Below are 15,239 nucleotides of genomic sequence, written 5' to 3'. Positions count from 1 at the left end.
CAACACGACGGGATAAAAAATGAAAAAAGTTGCACTCTCTTTGCTGACGCTGGGATTACTGAGTTCACTCCCGGGCTATGCGGCGACGCCTGCGCCGGTTCCGGCGGCCATCGCCAACCATGACGGGCAGATCCGCATCGCGGTGATCCGTAACCTCGGCTCCGACGACAACACCACCCAGTTTGTGGCCGGTGCGATCCAGGAGGGGAAAAAGCTTGGCTTTAAGGTCAGCACCTTTTTAAGCAACGGTGACGACGCCAAATTCCAGGACTTCGTTAACCAGGCGATCACCCAGAAATATGACGGGATTATCCTCTCTCAGGGGCGCGATCCGTACTCCACCGCGCTGGTGAAGAAGGCGGTGGATGCCGGGATCAAGGTGGCGGTATTCGATACCGCGGTGAATGGCGAGATCCCGGGCGTGACCGTGACCCAGCAGGATGATGCCTCCCTGACCAATCTCTCCTTCGGCCAGCTGGTGAAAGATTTCAACGGTAAGGCCAACATCATCAAGCTGTGGGTGGCGGGCTTCCCGCCGATGGAGCGTCGTCAGACCGCCTACCAGGAGCTGCTGAAGCAGAACCCGGGCATCAAAGAGCTGGAGTCTATCGGCGCGGTCTCCTCTGACGTGCAGGGCGACACCGCCAACAAAGTGGGCGCGGTGCTGGCGAAATACCCGAAAGGCAAGATCGACGCTATCTGGGGTACCTGGGATGCCTTCAGCCAGGGCGCTTATAAGGCGCTGAAAGAGAACGGCCGTACCGAGATCAAACTCTACAGCATCGATATCTCCAACCAGGATCTGCAGCTGATGCGTGAGGCGGGCAGCCCGTGGGTGGTGAGCGTGGCGGTGGATCCGAAGCTGATTGGTGCGACCAACGTGCGTCTGGTTGCTAACAAGATTGCCGGAGAACCGACACCGGCCACCTACGATTTTAAAGCCGCGGCGATTCCGCAGGCGCTGCTGTCGGCTCAGCCGGGTGCGGTGAACGTGGCGTCGCTGGGTAAAATCATCCCGGGCTGGGGCCAGACCGAAGACTTTATCGCCCCGTGGTTCGCGACGCTGGAAGCGAAGAATAAGTAACATTTGCCGGGTGGCGGCTGCGCCTTACCCGGCCTACAGTCCGTAGGCCCGGTAAGCGTAGCGCCACCGGGCAACAGGAGCTAACGTGACTGAATTACCCACCCCCGAATACAGCCGCAATATGCGCTTAATCGGCCACAGCGATCAGGGCGGACGCCCGGACGGCGTGCAGCTGATGGTGCATCGCGGCTTTGCGTACATCGGTCATATGGTGTCCCAGGGCTTCTCGATCGTCGACGTGCGCGACCCGAAGAAGCCGAAGGCCGCGGGCTATGTGCCTGCGCCGCCGGGCACCTGGAACGTGCATTTACAGGCGCACGACGACCTGCTGCTGGTGATCAACGCCCGGGATCTGTTTGCCGATGTCCGCTTTGCTGACGAAAAGGTCTACTACACCCGCCAGGTGGGGGAGACGGTCAGCGACGTGCAGGACAGAGGCTGGAGCGCCGGGCTGCGCATTTTTGATATCTCCACCCCGGATAAGCCGCGGGAGATCGGCTTTCTGTCGCTGAGTGGGATCGGCATTCACCGCATCTGGTATGTCGGCGGGCGCTGGGCCTACGTCTCAGCGCTGATCGACGGCTTTACCGATTACATCTTCCTGACCATCGATCTGGCGGATCCGCGCAAGCCGGAGGTAGCGGGGCGCTGGTGGCTGCCGGGGATGAACCAGGCGGCAGGCGAAACGCCGGCATGGCCGGAGGGCAAACGCTATGCCCTGCATCACGCCATTATCGCCGGGGATACCGCCTACGGCAGCTGGCGCGACGGCGGCCTGACCCTGCTGGATGTGAAGGACCGCACTCAGCCGAAACTCATCAGCCATCGCAACTGGAGTCCGCCGTTTGGCGGCGGCACCCACACCGCGCTGCCGCTGCCGGATCGCGACCTGCTGGTGGTGCTGGACGAGGCGGTGCTCGACAATCAGGAAGATGGCGAGAAGCTGATCTGGCTGTTTGATATTCGCGAGCCGTCGAACCCGGTGAGTATCTCCACCTTCCCGCAGCCGAACGAGCGGGATTACGTGGCGAAAGGGGCGCACTTCGGGCCGCACAACCTGCACGAAAACCGTCCGGGGAGTTTTGTCAGCTCCACGCTGATTTTTGCCACGTATCAGAATGCGGGCGTGCGGGCGTACGACATTTCGGATCCCTATCGCCCGGTAGAGACCGGGGCGCTGGTACCTGCTGCACCGGAGAAGATGATGGATACCCGGCCCAATCGCCCGCAGGTGATCCAGTCCTGCGATGTGTTTGTGGATGCCCAGGGGATTATCTACAGCACGGATTACAACGGCGGGTTGTCGGTGATTGAGTATTTGGGGTGAGTTTTTGCCCGGTGGCGCTGCGCTTACCGGGCCTACACTCGGCTCGTAGGCCGGGTAAGGCGCAGCCGCCACCCGGCACACAGGCCGCACCTAACTGTACTGACGCACCCGTGCCACCAGCTCATCCACGCTGTCGATTCGGTCGGCAATCACAATCAGGGCTTTGCCAAGGGTGATGGCATGGCGCAGGCATTCGTGGCGCATCTCTTCGTCGCGGATGGTGTCGATATCCGCCACGTGCGACAGACCCACGCTGCGGCGGATCAGTTCGGTCCCGCAGAAGCCAATCGCGTCCTGCCAGACTTTCTTCAGAAACGCGCTGGCATAGCCCGGCACGCTGAGCGCCGCATCGCGGGATTTCTCTGCCGCCAGGGCCTGGAAACGTTCCGCGAAGGTGGTCCACAGCTGCTGGATGTCGATCAGTCGCTGCTCGCGCGCGGCGGCGGCATCACGGATGCCGAGATGCCCCGGCAGGCCGCAGAAGTTAAGCAGCAGGTTGCCGATCGCCGTACCGATATCAAACCCGATTGGGCCGAAATAACCGAACTCCGCGTCAATGGCCTTCAGGCTGCCCTCGGCGACAAAAATCGAGCCGCTGTGGATATCGCCGTGCAGCAGCGCTTCGGCCTGGGAGAAGAAGCGGTGTTTCAGGGCGGCGACGGCAATCTTCAGCTGATCGTCATTGCGCAGGGCGGCCACGTCGTTCTCCAGCGCCGCCGGGTAGTTGTTGCGTTCGTGGATCTGGTACGGGTCGTTGAAGAACAGGTCTTCGGTGATCTCGCACATTTCCGGGTTGATGAACTGCGCCACCTGCGCTTTTTTGGCGTGCGGATGGAGGTAAAAATCGCTGGTGTGGAACAGGGCGTGGGCCAGGTATTCCCCCAGCTGGCGTGCCGCCTGGGGATAAAACACATTGTTGATCAACTCGCCGCGCCAGATCTTATGGCTGGAGAGATCCTCCATCACCATCACCGCCAGTTCCGGGTCGAAGTGGTGGATTTTGACCGTGTGCTGCGGGCTGTGCTGATAGTGCTCTACCAGGGTTTGCGCTTCGAGACGGGCGCGATCCAGCGTCAGCGGCCAGGACTCACCCACGCAGCGCACGTAGGGCAGGGCCTGCTTAACGATGATGCGGCTGACGCCTGCGCTGTCGAAAATTTTAAATACCAGATTGAGGTTGCCGTCGCCCACTTCCTGCGCCTCCACCAGTGACGAGGGGTCTTCGAGGCCGCCAAACTGTTGGGCGTAGGCCACGGCGTCCTGAGCGGTAAAGGTACGGTATTGCGACATTGCATGTTCCTCATCTGTTCCGGTAATAAAGACATTTAGACGTCTATACATCTGAATTTTATCCTGACACAATGTGCTACAACAACGCAACAGAGAATTAACGACATGCAGAGATTACAGACGACCAGCCTGCGGGTGATGGAAAATCAGCTATTTATTCTCGACCAACAGGCGCTTCCGCAGGAGAAACGCTGGCTGGATGCGTCGACGGTAGACGCTCTGGAGGGGCACATTCACGCCCTGCGCGTGCGCGGTGCGCCGCTGATTGGTCTCTCTGCCAGCCTGCTGCTGGCGCTGCTGGCGGAAAACGGCCACAGCCGGGACCAACTGGCGACAGCGCTGGAAACCCTGCGCGCCTCGCGTCCGACGGCGGTGAACCTGATGAACAACCTCGACCGCATGAAGCAGGCGCTGTGGCAGAAAGAGTTTGTTCCGGCGCTGGTGGCTGAGGCGCTGCGCCTGATTGATGAAGACAAGCGGCTCTGCGATGCCATCGCCCGGGCGGGAAGCCAGCTGGTGAAGCCGGGCAGCCGTCTGCTGACCCACTGCAACACCGGCGGGCTGGCGACGGCGGGTGTCGGCACTGCCCTGGGGGTGATTGCCCTTGCGCATCAGCAGGGCAAGGTCAGCAACGTCTGGGTGGATGAGACCCGTCCGCTGTTGCAGGGCGGCAGGTTAACCGCCTGGGAGCTGGGCGAGTTGGGCGTGCCGTATCAGCTGATCACCGATTCGATGGCCGCCAGCCTGATGGCTAAAGGCGAGGTGGACGCGGTGTGGGTCGGGGCAGATCGCATTGCCGCCAACGGCGACGTGGCCAACAAAATCGGCACTTACTCCCTGGCGGTGCTGGCGAAATTCCACGGGATTCCGTTTTACGTGGCGGCACCGCAAACCACCCTCGATCCCGCGTGCCCGAACGGCGATGCCATCCCGATTGAGCAGCGCGATGCCCGGGAAGTGACCGGCGTGGCGGGGAGCTTCGGGGCGGTGCAGTGGGCGCCGGTTGACGCCCGGGTCTATAACCCGGCGTTCGACGTTACGCCTGCGGCGCTGATTAGCGGCTGGGTGCTGAATAGCGGAGTGGTGCTGCCAGAAGAGGTGGCGAAAGGGGTTTTTGGGCTGTAGTGCGGTCTGAATAATGCCGGGTGGCGGCTTCGCCTTACCCGGCCTACAAGACCTGGTTTTGTCGCTGGGGCGGGGCACTTAAGGCAATCTTGGATAGGCATCCGCAATTGCGTCGCCGGTAAACTGCGCCACCCATCCCTCCGGGTTATCGAAAATGCGAATGGCGGTAAAGTTCGGCTCGGAGCCCATATCAAACCAGTGCGGCGTGCCGGCGGGGACGGAGATCAGGTCGTTTTTCTCGCACAACACCTGATAAACCTGGTCATCAATGTGCAGGCAGAACAGCCCGGCACCTTCGACAAAGAAGCGTACTTCATCTTCGCCGTGGGTATGTTCATTAAGGAACTTCGCGCGCAGGGCCTCTTTTTGCGGGTTATCCGCGCGCAGGCTGATGACGTCCCAGCTCTGGTAGCCCTTCTCGGCAACCAGTTTGTCGATGGCGTGCTGATAGGCATTAATCACTGCCTCGGGAGCCGGATCGCGGCCTAAATCCCGGTCGGCTTCCCAGCGTTCAAAACGGACGCCGCGGGCATTCAGCTGCTGCTGGATCGCCTCCGCGTCGGTGCTGTGCCACTGCGGCTCGCGGGCTGCTTTATCTGAAAAAATGGTCAATGCGCTCATGAAGGGATCTGCTCCGGATTGATGTCGTCGAACTGGTGCACCTGATGATGATGGCTGTCGCCGTCCTCATCGCCGCGAATCAGCTGCAGGGTGCGAAAACCCGCCTCTTCCGCGGCGTCCAGCTCCTGATGAATATCCGACAGGAACAGGATCTGCGAAGGGGCAAGGTTAATCTGGGCCGCAATATTCTGATACGACGTCACATCGCGCTTGGCGCCGATGTGGGTATCAAAATAGCCGCTGAACAGATGAGTAATATCACCTTCGTCGCTGTAGCCAAATAACAGTTTTTGCGCCGCCACGGACCCGGATGAATAAACATATAAATCAATGCCCTGCGACTTCCATTTTTCAAGCGAAGGCAGGACATCCGGGTAGAGATGGCCGGTGAAGTTGCCGTTGACGTAGCCGTCCTGCCAGATGATCCCCTGCAGCGCTTTCAGTGCCGTCGATTTGCGGTCTTCGTCCATAAAGGCAAACAGCGTGGCGATCAGTTCCTGGGTGCTGGCCTGCGGCTCGCCAGTCTCTTCACGCAGATTGTCCAGAATGGTGTTGACCGGTTCGGCATACTGCTGGGCGCTGACAAAGGCCGCCAGCCGCTCGCGCGCATAGGGGAACAGGACATTGTGGACAAAACGAATATCGCTGGTGGTGCCTTCAATATCCGTCACAATCGCGCGAATCATACTCTCTCCAGTTGTCGTAAACGCATCTCGCACTCGAACAGGAATTCGAGGCCTTCAAGGTGACGCCGGGCTTCAGCCACGTCGCGTCCCCAGCAGGTTAAGCCATGACCGCGCAGAAGAAAACCATAATTAAGCGGACGTTCCTGAGCGTAATGGGCGATGCGGGAGGCCAGGGCGTCAATATCCTGGTCGTTATCGAACACGGCAATCGGCAGGGTATCGAGGTGGCTGGTCTGGCCGCTGAGGGATTTCTGCATCTCAAAACCGCTGAGATGCAGCTCTGGCTCTTTGACCAGCCGGGACAACACCGTCGCGTTCACCGTATGGACATGCAGCACCGCGTTGGCCTGCGGGAAAAGGCGATAGACCAGGGTATGCAGACCGGTTTCCGCCGAGGGTTTACGCCCGGAAGGGGCGCGGTTGGTGGCGATCTCAACCTGCAAAAAGTCATCAGGGGTCAGGCTGCCTTTGTCCTTGCCGGATTCGCTGAGCCAGCACCAGGTTTCGTCCTGACGCACGGACATGTTGCCGCCAGTGGCCGGGGCCCAGCCCTTTGCGCCGATCCAGTGGCAGGCATCGACCAGGGATGTGAGTTGCAGGTTGTCTGTCATCCTTCTTACCTCTTCGGCCAGGAATATCATTATGGTTTAGACGTCTAAGCGTCTTGATTGCCAAATACTAACATCGTGTTATAGTGGCAGCAACATATGTATTACAGACAGGTCCGTCGATATGAGCAATAAACCCTTGATTCCACAAAGTAAACTCCCGTCTCTCGGCACGACGATCTTCACCCAGATGAGCGCCCTGGCGCAGCAGCACAAGGCGATCAACCTGTCACAGGGGTTTCCCGATTTCGATGGCCCGGACTATCTGCAACAACGGCTGGCTTACCATGTGGCAAACGGCGCTAACCAGTATGCGCCGATGACCGGGGCGCAGCCGCTGCGTGAAGCCATTGCCGACAAAACCGCTGAGCTCTATGGCTATCAACCGGATGCAAACGCGGAGATCACCGTGACCGCAGGGGCGACCGAAGCCCTGTACGCGGCCATTACGGCCCTGGTGCGTACCGGTGACGAGGTGATCTGCTTTGACCCGAGCTACGACAGCTATGCTCCGGCCATTGAGCTGTCGGGTGGCGTGGTGAAGCGCGTGGCGCTACAGCCGCCCCATTTTCGTCCGGACTGGCAGGCTCTTGCGGCGCTACTGAGCGACAAAACCCGGCTGGTGATTTTAAATACCCCGCATAACCCGTCCGCAACGGTCTGGCAGCAGGCCGACTTCGCTGCCCTGTGGCAGGCCATTGCCGAACGCGAAATCTATGTCCTGAGCGATGAAGTGTACGAGCACATCTGCTTTGCCGACGCGGGGCATGCCAGCGTGCTGGCTCATCCGCAGCTGCGGGAGCGGGCCATTGCCGTCTCATCGTTCGGAAAAACCTTTCACATGACCGGCTGGAAAGTGGGGTACTGCGTGGCACCGGCGGCCATCAGCGCCGAACTGCGCAAGGTGCATCAGTTCCTGACCTTTGCGGTGAACACCCCGGCCCAGCTGGCGATTGCCGACATGCTGCGCAACCAGCCGGAACACTACCGCGAATTGCCGGATTTCTATCGCGCCCGCCGGGATCTGTTTATCGATGCCCTGAGCGCCAGCAGGCTGGAAATTTTACCCTGTGAAGGGACCTATTTCCTGCTGGCGAACTACAGCGCCATTTCCGATCTGGATGATGTGAGTTTTTGCCAGTGGTTAACGAAAGAGGTGGGCGTGGCGGCGATCCCGCTTTCGGTCTTCTGTGCCGATCCTTTCCCACACAAGCTGATCCGGCTCTGCTTTGCCAAGCAGGAAGCGACGCTGCTGGCAGCGGCGGAACGTCTGAAAACCTTGTAATAACCTCAGACGCCCTGGGCAGGTTGCCATACGCCAGAGGAATAATATCACTCTGGCGTATTTAATTCTGGCGAGTGACAGCGTTTTATTCGCCGCGTTTATTCTTCTTCCAGATTATCCGTGGTGATTTTTTGAATAAAGCTGGCGAATGCCGAGTTATTTAATGCGACGCGGTTATAAAGCATATAAATATTCATATCGGGTAAGGCGAAGGAGACATCCACTTTTTTCAGCTTCAGGGCTCCACGATATTGTTCATAGACCGATAAAGGAATGTAACCCAACAAATCCGACGCGCTGATCATGGTTAATATGGTGAAAATGGAATCGCAGTTAAAACCGATCTTTCTTTCCGGAATAAACTGTTCAGACACCGCCTGATAGGTTCTGACCCCGGACTCTTCCGTAAGGAAAAAGGTATATTTTTCGTTGCTCAACTCTTCCTGGGTGGCGGCATTACCGATGCGCGGGTGGTCTTCACGGCAAACAACGACGATGGGCAGCTTAACGAAACGGGAACAGATAATTGAACGGCTGGCGACGGGGGTAAAACAGAAGACCAGGTCGGCTTTGCGGTAGGCCAGCAGATCTTCAGCAGAGGCCGAAGCACTCAAAATGTCATGAAATTCGATTTCATAGTTGTGCTCCCGCATCAGAAGCGTCATCGGGTCAAGCAGGCGGTTTGGCGTCAGAACCTGCGGGCAGTAGATCACCAGTTTCTTTTCCAGCGTCGAGCCATGCATGATATTGATCGTCTGCTCAATCTGATTCAGGTTCTGTTCAAGATGCTTATGCAGGTTCACGCCAACCGTGGTCGGGGAGATACCTTTCCCGGAACGGATAAACAGGGGATCGTTTAGTTGGTTGCGTAACCGCTGCAATGACTGGCTGACGGCTGAGGGGGTAATAAACAGCGTTTCCGCGGCTTTGCTGATACTAAGGTGTTGATAGATACACTCAAAAATGACCAGAAGATTAAGGTCAAATTTTTTGAGGTCATAGAGATTCGCCATGATTCATCCTGATTCGCTGTTTTGTTGCTGTAGTTCTATAGTCAGTAACTATAGAAGTTAGTTAGCCATTCACCATCCATTTAAATGGGTAACTTAACTGAGTTTAAATTCCAACTTAATATATCATGGCAGCAGATTAATGAAATAAGCCCGAAGCAATTGTCAGAATAATTTTATCCGAATAAAACGGGCGAAAGAGTTGATAATTCGCCCGTACCGGCGTTCTACTTCGCGCCCATCATCGTATTAAGTTGTTCACTATCCGGTAATCCAACGACCTGCTGTAATTCGTTTTGATCGTTCATGTAATACAGCGCGGGCGTGGCTGCCGCGCCCAGTTCATCCATGATGGCCTGGTTATCTTTCAGCGTTTTTAGCAGCGCAGGCGGGGTGGTTTTGGGTACCGCGATGGTCATTTTACCGCCGGACTGTTCGTAATCATGCCAGCTTTTCGCCGGATCGGCCTGGGCCAGGATTGCCGCCGCCAGCCCGGTGCTTTCAGGTTTGATCACTCCTACCAGCAACGTGCGCAATTGCACTTTCCCGGATTCAACCCATGGACGCGCCTGCTGCCAGAACTGCAGGCAGTAAGGGCAGTAGGGATCGGCAAAGACATAGATCACGCGCGGGGCCTCTTTTTTGCCTTCCTGTAGCCAGTGGGCCTTTTCCATCCGCGCCCACAGCGCCCGTCCGGCCGGGGCATACAGCTCTTTCTGGATCACCTGCTCGCTGAGGTTCTTGCCCTGTTCATCATACATGTAGCCGGAGATGGCATGTTTGCCGTCCGGGGTCAGGTAGATGGTGACCCCCATATCCTGATATTTCCCCAGCCAGCCTTTCATCCCGCCGGGTGCCTCGAAGGGTTTGATGATGGTGATGCCTTGTTTTTCAACGGCCTTAACCGGGGCTGGAAGCTCTTCGGCCTGGGCGAGGAAGGGGAACAGGGCGAGGAGCAGGGCGGGTCTGAACATGAGTAATCCTTATAAAATCAATAGCAAAGAGCGGATGCGGTAAAACCTATCACAATCATAGGTATTATTACCCTGTTCGCTAATTGCCCTTTCGTTGGGTGGGTGGTGTAATCCACTTCGCTGTTACGACCTTGCTAAAGGTAATGTAGAGCGCAACACATCGCCAGCTTCGGCTGGCACTGAGGTTACCCCCGGGTAGCTCAGGTATCAGGGCCGCCGTTCAGGCGGCCTTTTTACTTTGTGGGATCCATTCGGGTTGTTAGGTATGGCTGATTGATTTGATACGGCAAACGCATTAGCCCGAAACGGCAAAGTTGGTTACCTTAGCTCTCAACGAAAACACGGAGGAAGTACAGATGTCTTTAATTAACACAAAAATCAAACCTTTCAAAAACCAGGCGTTCAAAAACGGCGACTTCGTAGAGATCACCGAGAAAGATACTGAAGGCCGCTGGAGCGTGTTCTTCTTCTACCCGGCTGACTTTACTTTCGTCTGCCCGACCGAACTGGGTGACGTTGCAGATCACTACGAAGAACTGCAGAAGCTGGGCGTAGACGTTTACTCCGTCTCTACTGACACCCACTTCACCCACAAAGCATGGCACAGCAGCTCTGAAACCATCGCTAAAATCAAATACGCGATGATCGGTGACCCGACTGGCGCCCTGACCCGTAACTTTGAAAACATGCGTGAAGACGAAGGTCTGGCCGACCGTGGCACCTTTATCGTTGACCCGCAGGGCATCATCCAGGCCATCGAAGTTACCGCTGAAGGTATTGGCCGTGACGCATCCGACCTGCTGCGCAAAATCAAAGCGGCTCAGTATGTTGCTTCTCACCCAGGCGAAGTGTGCCCGGCGAAATGGAAAGAAGGCGACGCGACTCTGGCTCCATCTCTGGACCTGGTTGGTAAGATCTAAGGCTGCAACGCCCGGCGGCGCTACGCTTGCTCGGGCCTACAACACCGTAGGCCAGGTAGACGAAGTGCCACCCGGTATCAATGGGCGCATCTGCGCCCATTTCATTCCAACACCATGATGCAAGTTGCATTCAGGCAGCCCGGATAAGGCCGCTTGCATGATGATGTTTTTTAAGCAGGAGATAATAATGCTCGACACAAATATGAAAACCCAGCTCAAAGCCTACCTTGAGAAGCTGACCAAACCTGTTGAGCTGATTGCCACGCTGGATGACAGCGCTAAATCGGCAGAAATCAAGGAACTGCTGGCGGAAATCGCCGAACTGTCTGCGAAAGTGACCTTTAAGGAAGATAACAGCCTGCCGGTGCGCAAGCCGTCCTTCCTGATCGCTAACCCAGGCTCCACCCAGGGCCCGCGCTTTGCTGGATCTCCGCTGGGACATGAATTTACCTCACTGGTGCTGGCGCTGCTGTGGACCGGTGGTCATCCGTCGAAAGAGACGCAGGAGATGCTGGCGCAGATCCGCGACCTCGACGGTGATTTTGAGTTTGAAACCTACTACTCGCTGTCATGTCACAACTGCCCGGACGTGGTGCAGGCCCTGAACCTGATGGCGGTGCTGAACCCACGCATCAAACACACCGCGATTGACGGCGGCGTGTTCCAGAACGAAATCACCGAACGTAACGTGATGGGCGTTCCGGCCGTATTTGTGAACGGGAAAGAGTTTGGTCAGGGTCGTATGACGCTGGCAGAGATTGTCGCCAAAGTGGACACCGGCGCGGAGAAACGCGCGGCGGACGAGCTGAACAAGCGCGAAGCCTACGATGTGCTGATTGTCGGCTCCGGCCCGGCGGGTGCCGCGGCAGCGGTTTACTCTGCCCGTAAAGGCATTCGTACCGGTCTGATGGGCGAACGTTTTGGCGGCCAGGTGCTGGATACCGTCGATATCGAAAACTACATCTCCGTACCCAAAACCGAAGGCCAGAAACTGGCTGGGGCCCTGAAGGCCCATGTGAGCGACTATGAAGTGGATGTGATCGACAGCCAGAGCGCCAGCAAGCTGGTGCCTGCTGCCGAAGAGGGCGGCTTCCATGAGATTGAAACCGCCTCTGGCGCGGTGCTGAAAGCACGCAGCATCATCATTGCTACCGGTGCCAAATGGCGCAACATGAACGTGCCGGGCGAAGATCAGTATCGTACCAAAGGGGTGACCTATTGCCCGCACTGCGACGGCCCGCTGTTTAAAGGCAAGCGCGTAGCGGTGATTGGCGGCGGTAACTCCGGTGTTGAAGCGGCTATCGACCTGGCGGGTATCGTTGAGCACGTTACGCTGCTGGAGTTTGCCCCAGAGATGAAGGCCGACCAGGTTCTGCAGGATAAAGTCCGCAGCCTGAAAAACGTCGATATCATCCTGAACGCGCAGACGACCGAAGTGAAAGGTGACGGCAGCAAAGTGACCGGTCTTGAGTACCGCGACCGCGTGAGCGGGGATGTGCACAGCGTTATGCTTTCCGGCATCTTCGTTCAGATTGGTCTGCTGCCGAACACCACCTGGCTGGAAGGCGCGATTGAGCGCAACCGCATGGGCGAGATCATCATCGATGCCAAATGCGAAACCAGCGTGAAGGGCGTATTTGCGGCGGGCGACTGCACCACCGTGCCGTACAAACAGATCATCATTGCCACCGGCGAAGGGGCGAAAGCCTCCCTGAGCGCCTTTGATCATCTGATTCGTACCAAAACAGCATAAGAACGTAAGACTGCACCTGCAAAGCAAAAGAGGCTACCTGACGGTAGCCTCTTTTTTTTATCTCACCACCAGCACCGGGATCCTGGCGTGGCCTATCACGCTGGAGGCGTTCGAGCCCAGCAGGTGGGTGGAGATCGACGGGTTACGCGACCCGATCACCACGATATCGGCTTTTAGCTCGTGGGCTACCTCGTTGACCACGTCGCGCACGTTGCCAAAGCAGACATGGGTCCTGATCCGCGACGGGTCGATGCTGAAATGGCTAACCATTGTCTTCAGGCGGGTTTGTGCCTCGTTCTGGATATGCTCCTCAAAGCGGCGCATATCGGCGGCGAAGCGATGCAGCCCGAAGCTGGAGGAGCCGGGTAAAACATGCAGTAAGTGAATAATGCCATCCTGCTGCGCCAGGAATTCAGCGTGGCGAATCGCCTTGTCGCTCAACTCCATCTCAAAAACATCCACCGGCATAATAATCGTCTGGTACATAACCGTTTCTCCCTGTGTATTTACGCTTAATCCATTCAAACACAAAATATAATCAGATTCTGATAGCTCGCTGACACTTTTTAATATCGCCCCGCTTTACAACCAGGATTAATCTCAAAGCCGCGCAATTTCCCGGTATATCCCCGCTGATGGCTACCCTTTTAAGGTAATCCCACATTTTTTTCTCTGCATCCGGAGGTCGAATGAAAGCATTGACGTATCACGGACCCCATAACGTTAAAGTTGAAACAGTACCCGATCCGGCCATTGAGCAAGCTGACGATATCATTCTGCGCATCACCGCCACCGCGATCTGCGGTTCCGATCTGCATCTCTATCGCGGGAAGATACCGAAGGTGGAACATGGTGATATCTTCGGCCATGAGTTTATGGGTGAAGTGGTGGAGACCGGGCGAGAGGTGAAAAACGTCACCAAGGGCGACCGGGTGGTGATCCCCTTCGTCATTGCCTGCGGCGACTGCTTTTTCTGCCGCATGGAACAGTACGCCGCCTGCGAAAATACCAACAGCGGACGGGGCGCGACCCTGAATAAAAAACAGATCCCACCTCCGGCGGCGCTCTTCGGCTACAGCCATCTTTACGGCGGCGTGCCCGGCGGGCAGGCGGAATATGTCCGCGTGCCAAAAGGTAACGTCGGGCCCTTCAAAGTGCCGTCGCTGCTGTCAGACGATAAAGCCCTGTTCCTCTCGGATATTCTGCCCACCGCCTGGCAGGCCGCCAAAAATGCCCAGATTACTCAGGGCAGTAGCGTGGCGGTGTTCGGTGCCGGGCCGGTAGGGCTTCTGACCGTGGCCTGCGCACGTTACCTCGGGGCCGAGCAGATATTTATCGTCGATCATCACGACTACCGGCTGCGGTTCGCCCAGGACAGGTACGGCGCGATCCCGATTAACTTTGACCGCGACGACGATGCCGCTGAAAAAATCATTGAGCAGACCCGGGGCCAGCGCGGGGTAGATGCGGTCATTGATGCGGTCGGCTTTGAGGCCAAAGGGAGTACCACCGAAACGGTGCTGACTAACCTCAAGCTTGAGGGCAGCAGCGGTAAAGCGCTGCGGCAGTGTATCGCTGCGGTTCGGCGCGGGGGGATCGTCAGCGTGCCGGGCGTCTATGCCGGCTTTATTCACGGTTTCCTGTTTGGCGATGCCTTCGACAAAGGGCTGACCTTTAAAATGGGGCAGACCAACGTCCACGCCTGGCTGGGAGAGCTGTTGCCGTTAGTCGAACAGGGGCTGCTTAAACCCGAGGAGATCGTCACCCACTATATGCCGTTTGAAGAGGCGGCCCGCGGCTACGAGATCTTTGAGAAGCGGCAGGAGGATTGTCGGAAAATCATTCTGGTGCCCGGGGCACAAAGCGCGGAAGTGGCAAAAGAGCGGGTAACCGGGCTGGTCAACCCTATGCCGGGCGGCGTGATCTGATGGCGGAAGGGCGGAAAGAGGATGCCCTGGCATCCTCTGGGCAAAGCGGATTAACGCTTATTCAGATGGGGATCAGCGCAGGTATTCGCCCGCCGCCTCAGGCTGCCAGATAAGTTCCAGCACTTCCAGATGTGTGGCGGTACCGCCCGGCAGTTCCCAGTGGATGGTATCGCCAGTACGCAGACCAATTAAAGCTGCCCCTACCGGTGCCAGCACAGACAGCTGAGTGCTGCTGTCGGTCATGTTCGCCGGATAGACCAGCGTGCGGGTACGCACTTCACCGGTAGCCAGATCGCGAAACTTCACCTGACTGTTCATGGTCACCACGTCAGCGGGCATGTCCTGCGGCGTGCACATCTGCGCGCGATCCAGTTCGTCGTTCAGCGCAGCGGCGACGGGCAGTGAGGCAAAGGCCGGTTGCTCCAGCAGGCGGTCGATACGCTCAGCATCGAGTTCGTTAATGATAATGGTGGGTCTGGACATTATTTACTCCATGTCGTTAATGCTGCGACAACCGCAGAAGAGATGCCAAAAGAAAACCCTCGCCATCCGGTAGCGAGGGTTCAACTCTGTCTGATAATACTGAGTCTCTGCCCCGGTTTGAAGTGATGAATGTCACATTCACGGC

Annotated in this window: 15 protein-coding genes; 7 read left to right on the top strand and 8 right to left on the bottom strand. The window is 57.3% G+C overall.

Annotated features, from left to right (window positions below):
- The first annotated feature begins 19 nt into the window (after positions 1–19).
- Entirely contained in the window at positions 20–1,084 is a 1,065-nt protein-coding gene (locus WFO70_RS10980; RefSeq protein WP_337016088.1) for a sugar ABC transporter substrate-binding protein, read from the top strand.
- Positions 1,085–1,169: 85 nt separating this feature from the next.
- Positions 1,170–2,411, top strand: a complete 1,242-nt coding sequence (locus WFO70_RS10975) for an LVIVD repeat-containing protein (RefSeq protein WP_337016087.1) — start codon at positions 1,170–1,172, stop codon at positions 2,409–2,411.
- A 90-nt stretch (positions 2,412–2,501) separates the two neighbouring features.
- Here the strand turns inward: WFO70_RS10975 and mtnK are convergent, their stop codons facing one another.
- A complete protein-coding gene (mtnK, locus tag WFO70_RS10970) occupies positions 2,502–3,701 on the bottom strand; it encodes an S-methyl-5-thioribose kinase (RefSeq protein WP_337016085.1) in 1,200 nt (399 codons plus the stop codon).
- A 105-nt stretch (positions 3,702–3,806) separates the two neighbouring features.
- Between mtnK and mtnA the strand changes: the two genes are divergently transcribed.
- Positions 3,807–4,826: an S-methyl-5-thioribose-1-phosphate isomerase gene (mtnA, locus tag WFO70_RS10965; RefSeq protein WP_337016084.1), complete on the top strand. Its 1,020-nt coding sequence runs from the start codon at positions 3,807–3,809 to the stop codon at positions 4,824–4,826.
- A gap of 78 nt (positions 4,827–4,904) precedes the next feature.
- On the opposite strand, the gene WFO70_RS10960 is transcribed toward mtnA, so the two are convergent.
- The 3 genes from WFO70_RS10960 to WFO70_RS10950 are packed head-to-tail and all read right to left on the bottom strand — an operon-like array spanning position 4,905 to position 6,744.
- Positions 4,905–5,447 carry a 1,2-dihydroxy-3-keto-5-methylthiopentene dioxygenase gene (locus WFO70_RS10960; RefSeq protein WP_337016083.1) on the bottom strand — a complete coding sequence of 181 codons (543 nt, stop codon included), beginning with the start codon at positions 5,445–5,447 and terminating at the stop codon, positions 4,905–4,907.
- Positions 5,444–6,133, bottom strand: a complete 690-nt coding sequence (gene mtnC, locus WFO70_RS10955) for an acireductone synthase (protein ID WP_337016082.1) — start codon at positions 6,131–6,133, stop codon at positions 5,444–5,446. Before mtnC ends, WFO70_RS10960 begins: the two co-directional genes overlap by 4 nt.
- On the bottom strand, positions 6,130–6,744 hold the full coding sequence (locus WFO70_RS10950; protein ID WP_337016081.1) for a methylthioribulose 1-phosphate dehydratase: 615 nt from the start codon (positions 6,742–6,744) through the stop codon (positions 6,130–6,132). Before WFO70_RS10950 ends, mtnC begins: the two co-directional genes overlap by 4 nt.
- A gap of 121 nt (positions 6,745–6,865) precedes the next feature.
- Between WFO70_RS10950 and WFO70_RS10945 the strand changes: the two genes are divergently transcribed.
- Positions 6,866–8,026: a pyridoxal phosphate-dependent aminotransferase gene (locus WFO70_RS10945; protein ID WP_337016080.1), complete on the top strand. Its 1,161-nt coding sequence runs from the start codon at positions 6,866–6,868 to the stop codon at positions 8,024–8,026.
- Positions 8,027–8,124: 98 nt separating this feature from the next.
- Here WFO70_RS10945 and citR read toward each other — a convergent pair whose 3' ends face one another.
- Together citR and dsbG are read right to left on the bottom strand one after the other, a co-directional pair.
- Positions 8,125–9,039, bottom strand: a complete 915-nt coding sequence (citR, locus tag WFO70_RS10940; RefSeq protein WP_337016079.1) for a DNA-binding transcriptional repressor CitR — start codon at positions 9,037–9,039, stop codon at positions 8,125–8,127.
- Between the two features lie 224 nt (positions 9,040–9,263).
- On the bottom strand, positions 9,264–10,010 hold the full coding sequence (gene dsbG, locus WFO70_RS10935) for a thiol:disulfide interchange protein DsbG (protein WP_337016078.1): 747 nt from the start codon (positions 10,008–10,010) through the stop codon (positions 9,264–9,266).
- A gap of 356 nt (positions 10,011–10,366) precedes the next feature.
- On the opposite strand from dsbG, the gene ahpC reads away from it, so the two are divergent.
- Positions 10,367–10,930, top strand: coding sequence for an alkyl hydroperoxide reductase subunit C (gene ahpC / locus WFO70_RS10930; RefSeq protein ID WP_032617008.1), 564 nt, complete (start codon positions 10,367–10,369; stop codon positions 10,928–10,930).
- A 187-nt stretch (positions 10,931–11,117) separates the two neighbouring features.
- On the top strand, positions 11,118–12,683 hold the full coding sequence (gene ahpF / locus WFO70_RS10925) for an alkyl hydroperoxide reductase subunit F (RefSeq protein ID WP_337016077.1): 1,566 nt from the start codon (positions 11,118–11,120) through the stop codon (positions 12,681–12,683).
- Between the two features lie 57 nt (positions 12,684–12,740).
- Here the strand turns inward: ahpF and uspG are convergent, their stop codons facing one another.
- Positions 12,741–13,169 (bottom strand): universal stress protein UspG, encoded by a 429-nt coding sequence (uspG, locus tag WFO70_RS10920; RefSeq protein WP_337016076.1) that lies wholly within the window; start codon positions 13,167–13,169, stop codon positions 12,741–12,743.
- A 203-nt stretch (positions 13,170–13,372) separates the two neighbouring features.
- Here uspG and WFO70_RS10915 point away from each other — a divergent pair, with 203 nt between their 5' ends.
- Positions 13,373–14,611 (top strand): zinc-dependent alcohol dehydrogenase, encoded by a 1,239-nt coding sequence (locus WFO70_RS10915; protein ID WP_337016075.1) that lies wholly within the window; start codon positions 13,373–13,375, stop codon positions 14,609–14,611.
- Positions 14,612–14,683: 72 nt separating this feature from the next.
- On the opposite strand, the gene rnk is transcribed toward WFO70_RS10915, so the two are convergent.
- The gene (gene rnk / locus WFO70_RS10910) at positions 14,684–15,094 is read right to left on the bottom strand and encodes a nucleoside diphosphate kinase regulator (RefSeq protein ID WP_337016074.1); all 411 of its coding nucleotides are present in this window, start codon (positions 15,092–15,094) and stop codon (positions 14,684–14,686) included.
- Between the last annotated feature and the right edge of the window lie 145 nt (positions 15,095–15,239).

Source organism: Leclercia sp. AS011, assembly GCF_037152535.1.
In the GTDB taxonomy this organism is placed as follows: Bacteria; Pseudomonadota; Gammaproteobacteria; order Enterobacterales; family Enterobacteriaceae; genus Enterobacter.
This window is presented reverse-complemented; position numbering and strand designations above follow the sequence as displayed.

Bases quoted from the DNA above. Each gene is read 5' to 3' on its own strand.
- WFO70_RS10980 (WP_337016088.1), top strand. From the start codon at position 20: ATGAAAAAAGTTGCACTCTCTTTGCTGACGCTGGGATTACTGAGTTCA.
- mtnK (WP_337016085.1), bottom strand. From the start codon at position 3,701: ATGTCGCAATACCGTACCTTTACCGCTCAGGACGCCGTGGCCTACGCC.
- mtnA (WP_337016084.1), top strand. From the start codon at position 3,807: ATGCAGAGATTACAGACGACCAGCCTGCGGGTGATGGAAAATCAGCTA.
- WFO70_RS10960 (WP_337016083.1), bottom strand. From the start codon at position 5,447: ATGAGCGCATTGACCATTTTTTCAGATAAAGCAGCCCGCGAGCCGCAG.
- mtnC (WP_337016082.1), bottom strand. From the start codon at position 6,133: ATGATTCGCGCGATTGTGACGGATATTGAAGGCACCACCAGCGATATT.
- WFO70_RS10950 (WP_337016081.1), bottom strand. From the start codon at position 6,744: ATGACAGACAACCTGCAACTCACATCCCTGGTCGATGCCTGCCACTGG.
- WFO70_RS10945 (WP_337016080.1), top strand. From the start codon at position 6,866: ATGAGCAATAAACCCTTGATTCCACAAAGTAAACTCCCGTCTCTCGGC.
- citR (WP_337016079.1), bottom strand. From the start codon at position 9,039: ATGGCGAATCTCTATGACCTCAAAAAATTTGACCTTAATCTTCTGGTC.
- dsbG (WP_337016078.1), bottom strand. From the start codon at position 10,010: ATGTTCAGACCCGCCCTGCTCCTCGCCCTGTTCCCCTTCCTCGCCCAG.
- ahpC (WP_032617008.1), top strand. From the start codon at position 10,367: ATGTCTTTAATTAACACAAAAATCAAACCTTTCAAAAACCAGGCGTTC.
- ahpF (WP_337016077.1), top strand. From the start codon at position 11,118: ATGCTCGACACAAATATGAAAACCCAGCTCAAAGCCTACCTTGAGAAG.
- uspG (WP_337016076.1), bottom strand. From the start codon at position 13,169: ATGTACCAGACGATTATTATGCCGGTGGATGTTTTTGAGATGGAGTTG.
- WFO70_RS10915 (WP_337016075.1), top strand. From the start codon at position 13,373: ATGAAAGCATTGACGTATCACGGACCCCATAACGTTAAAGTTGAAACA.
- rnk (WP_337016074.1), bottom strand. From the start codon at position 15,094: ATGTCCAGACCCACCATTATCATTAACGAACTCGATGCTGAGCGTATC.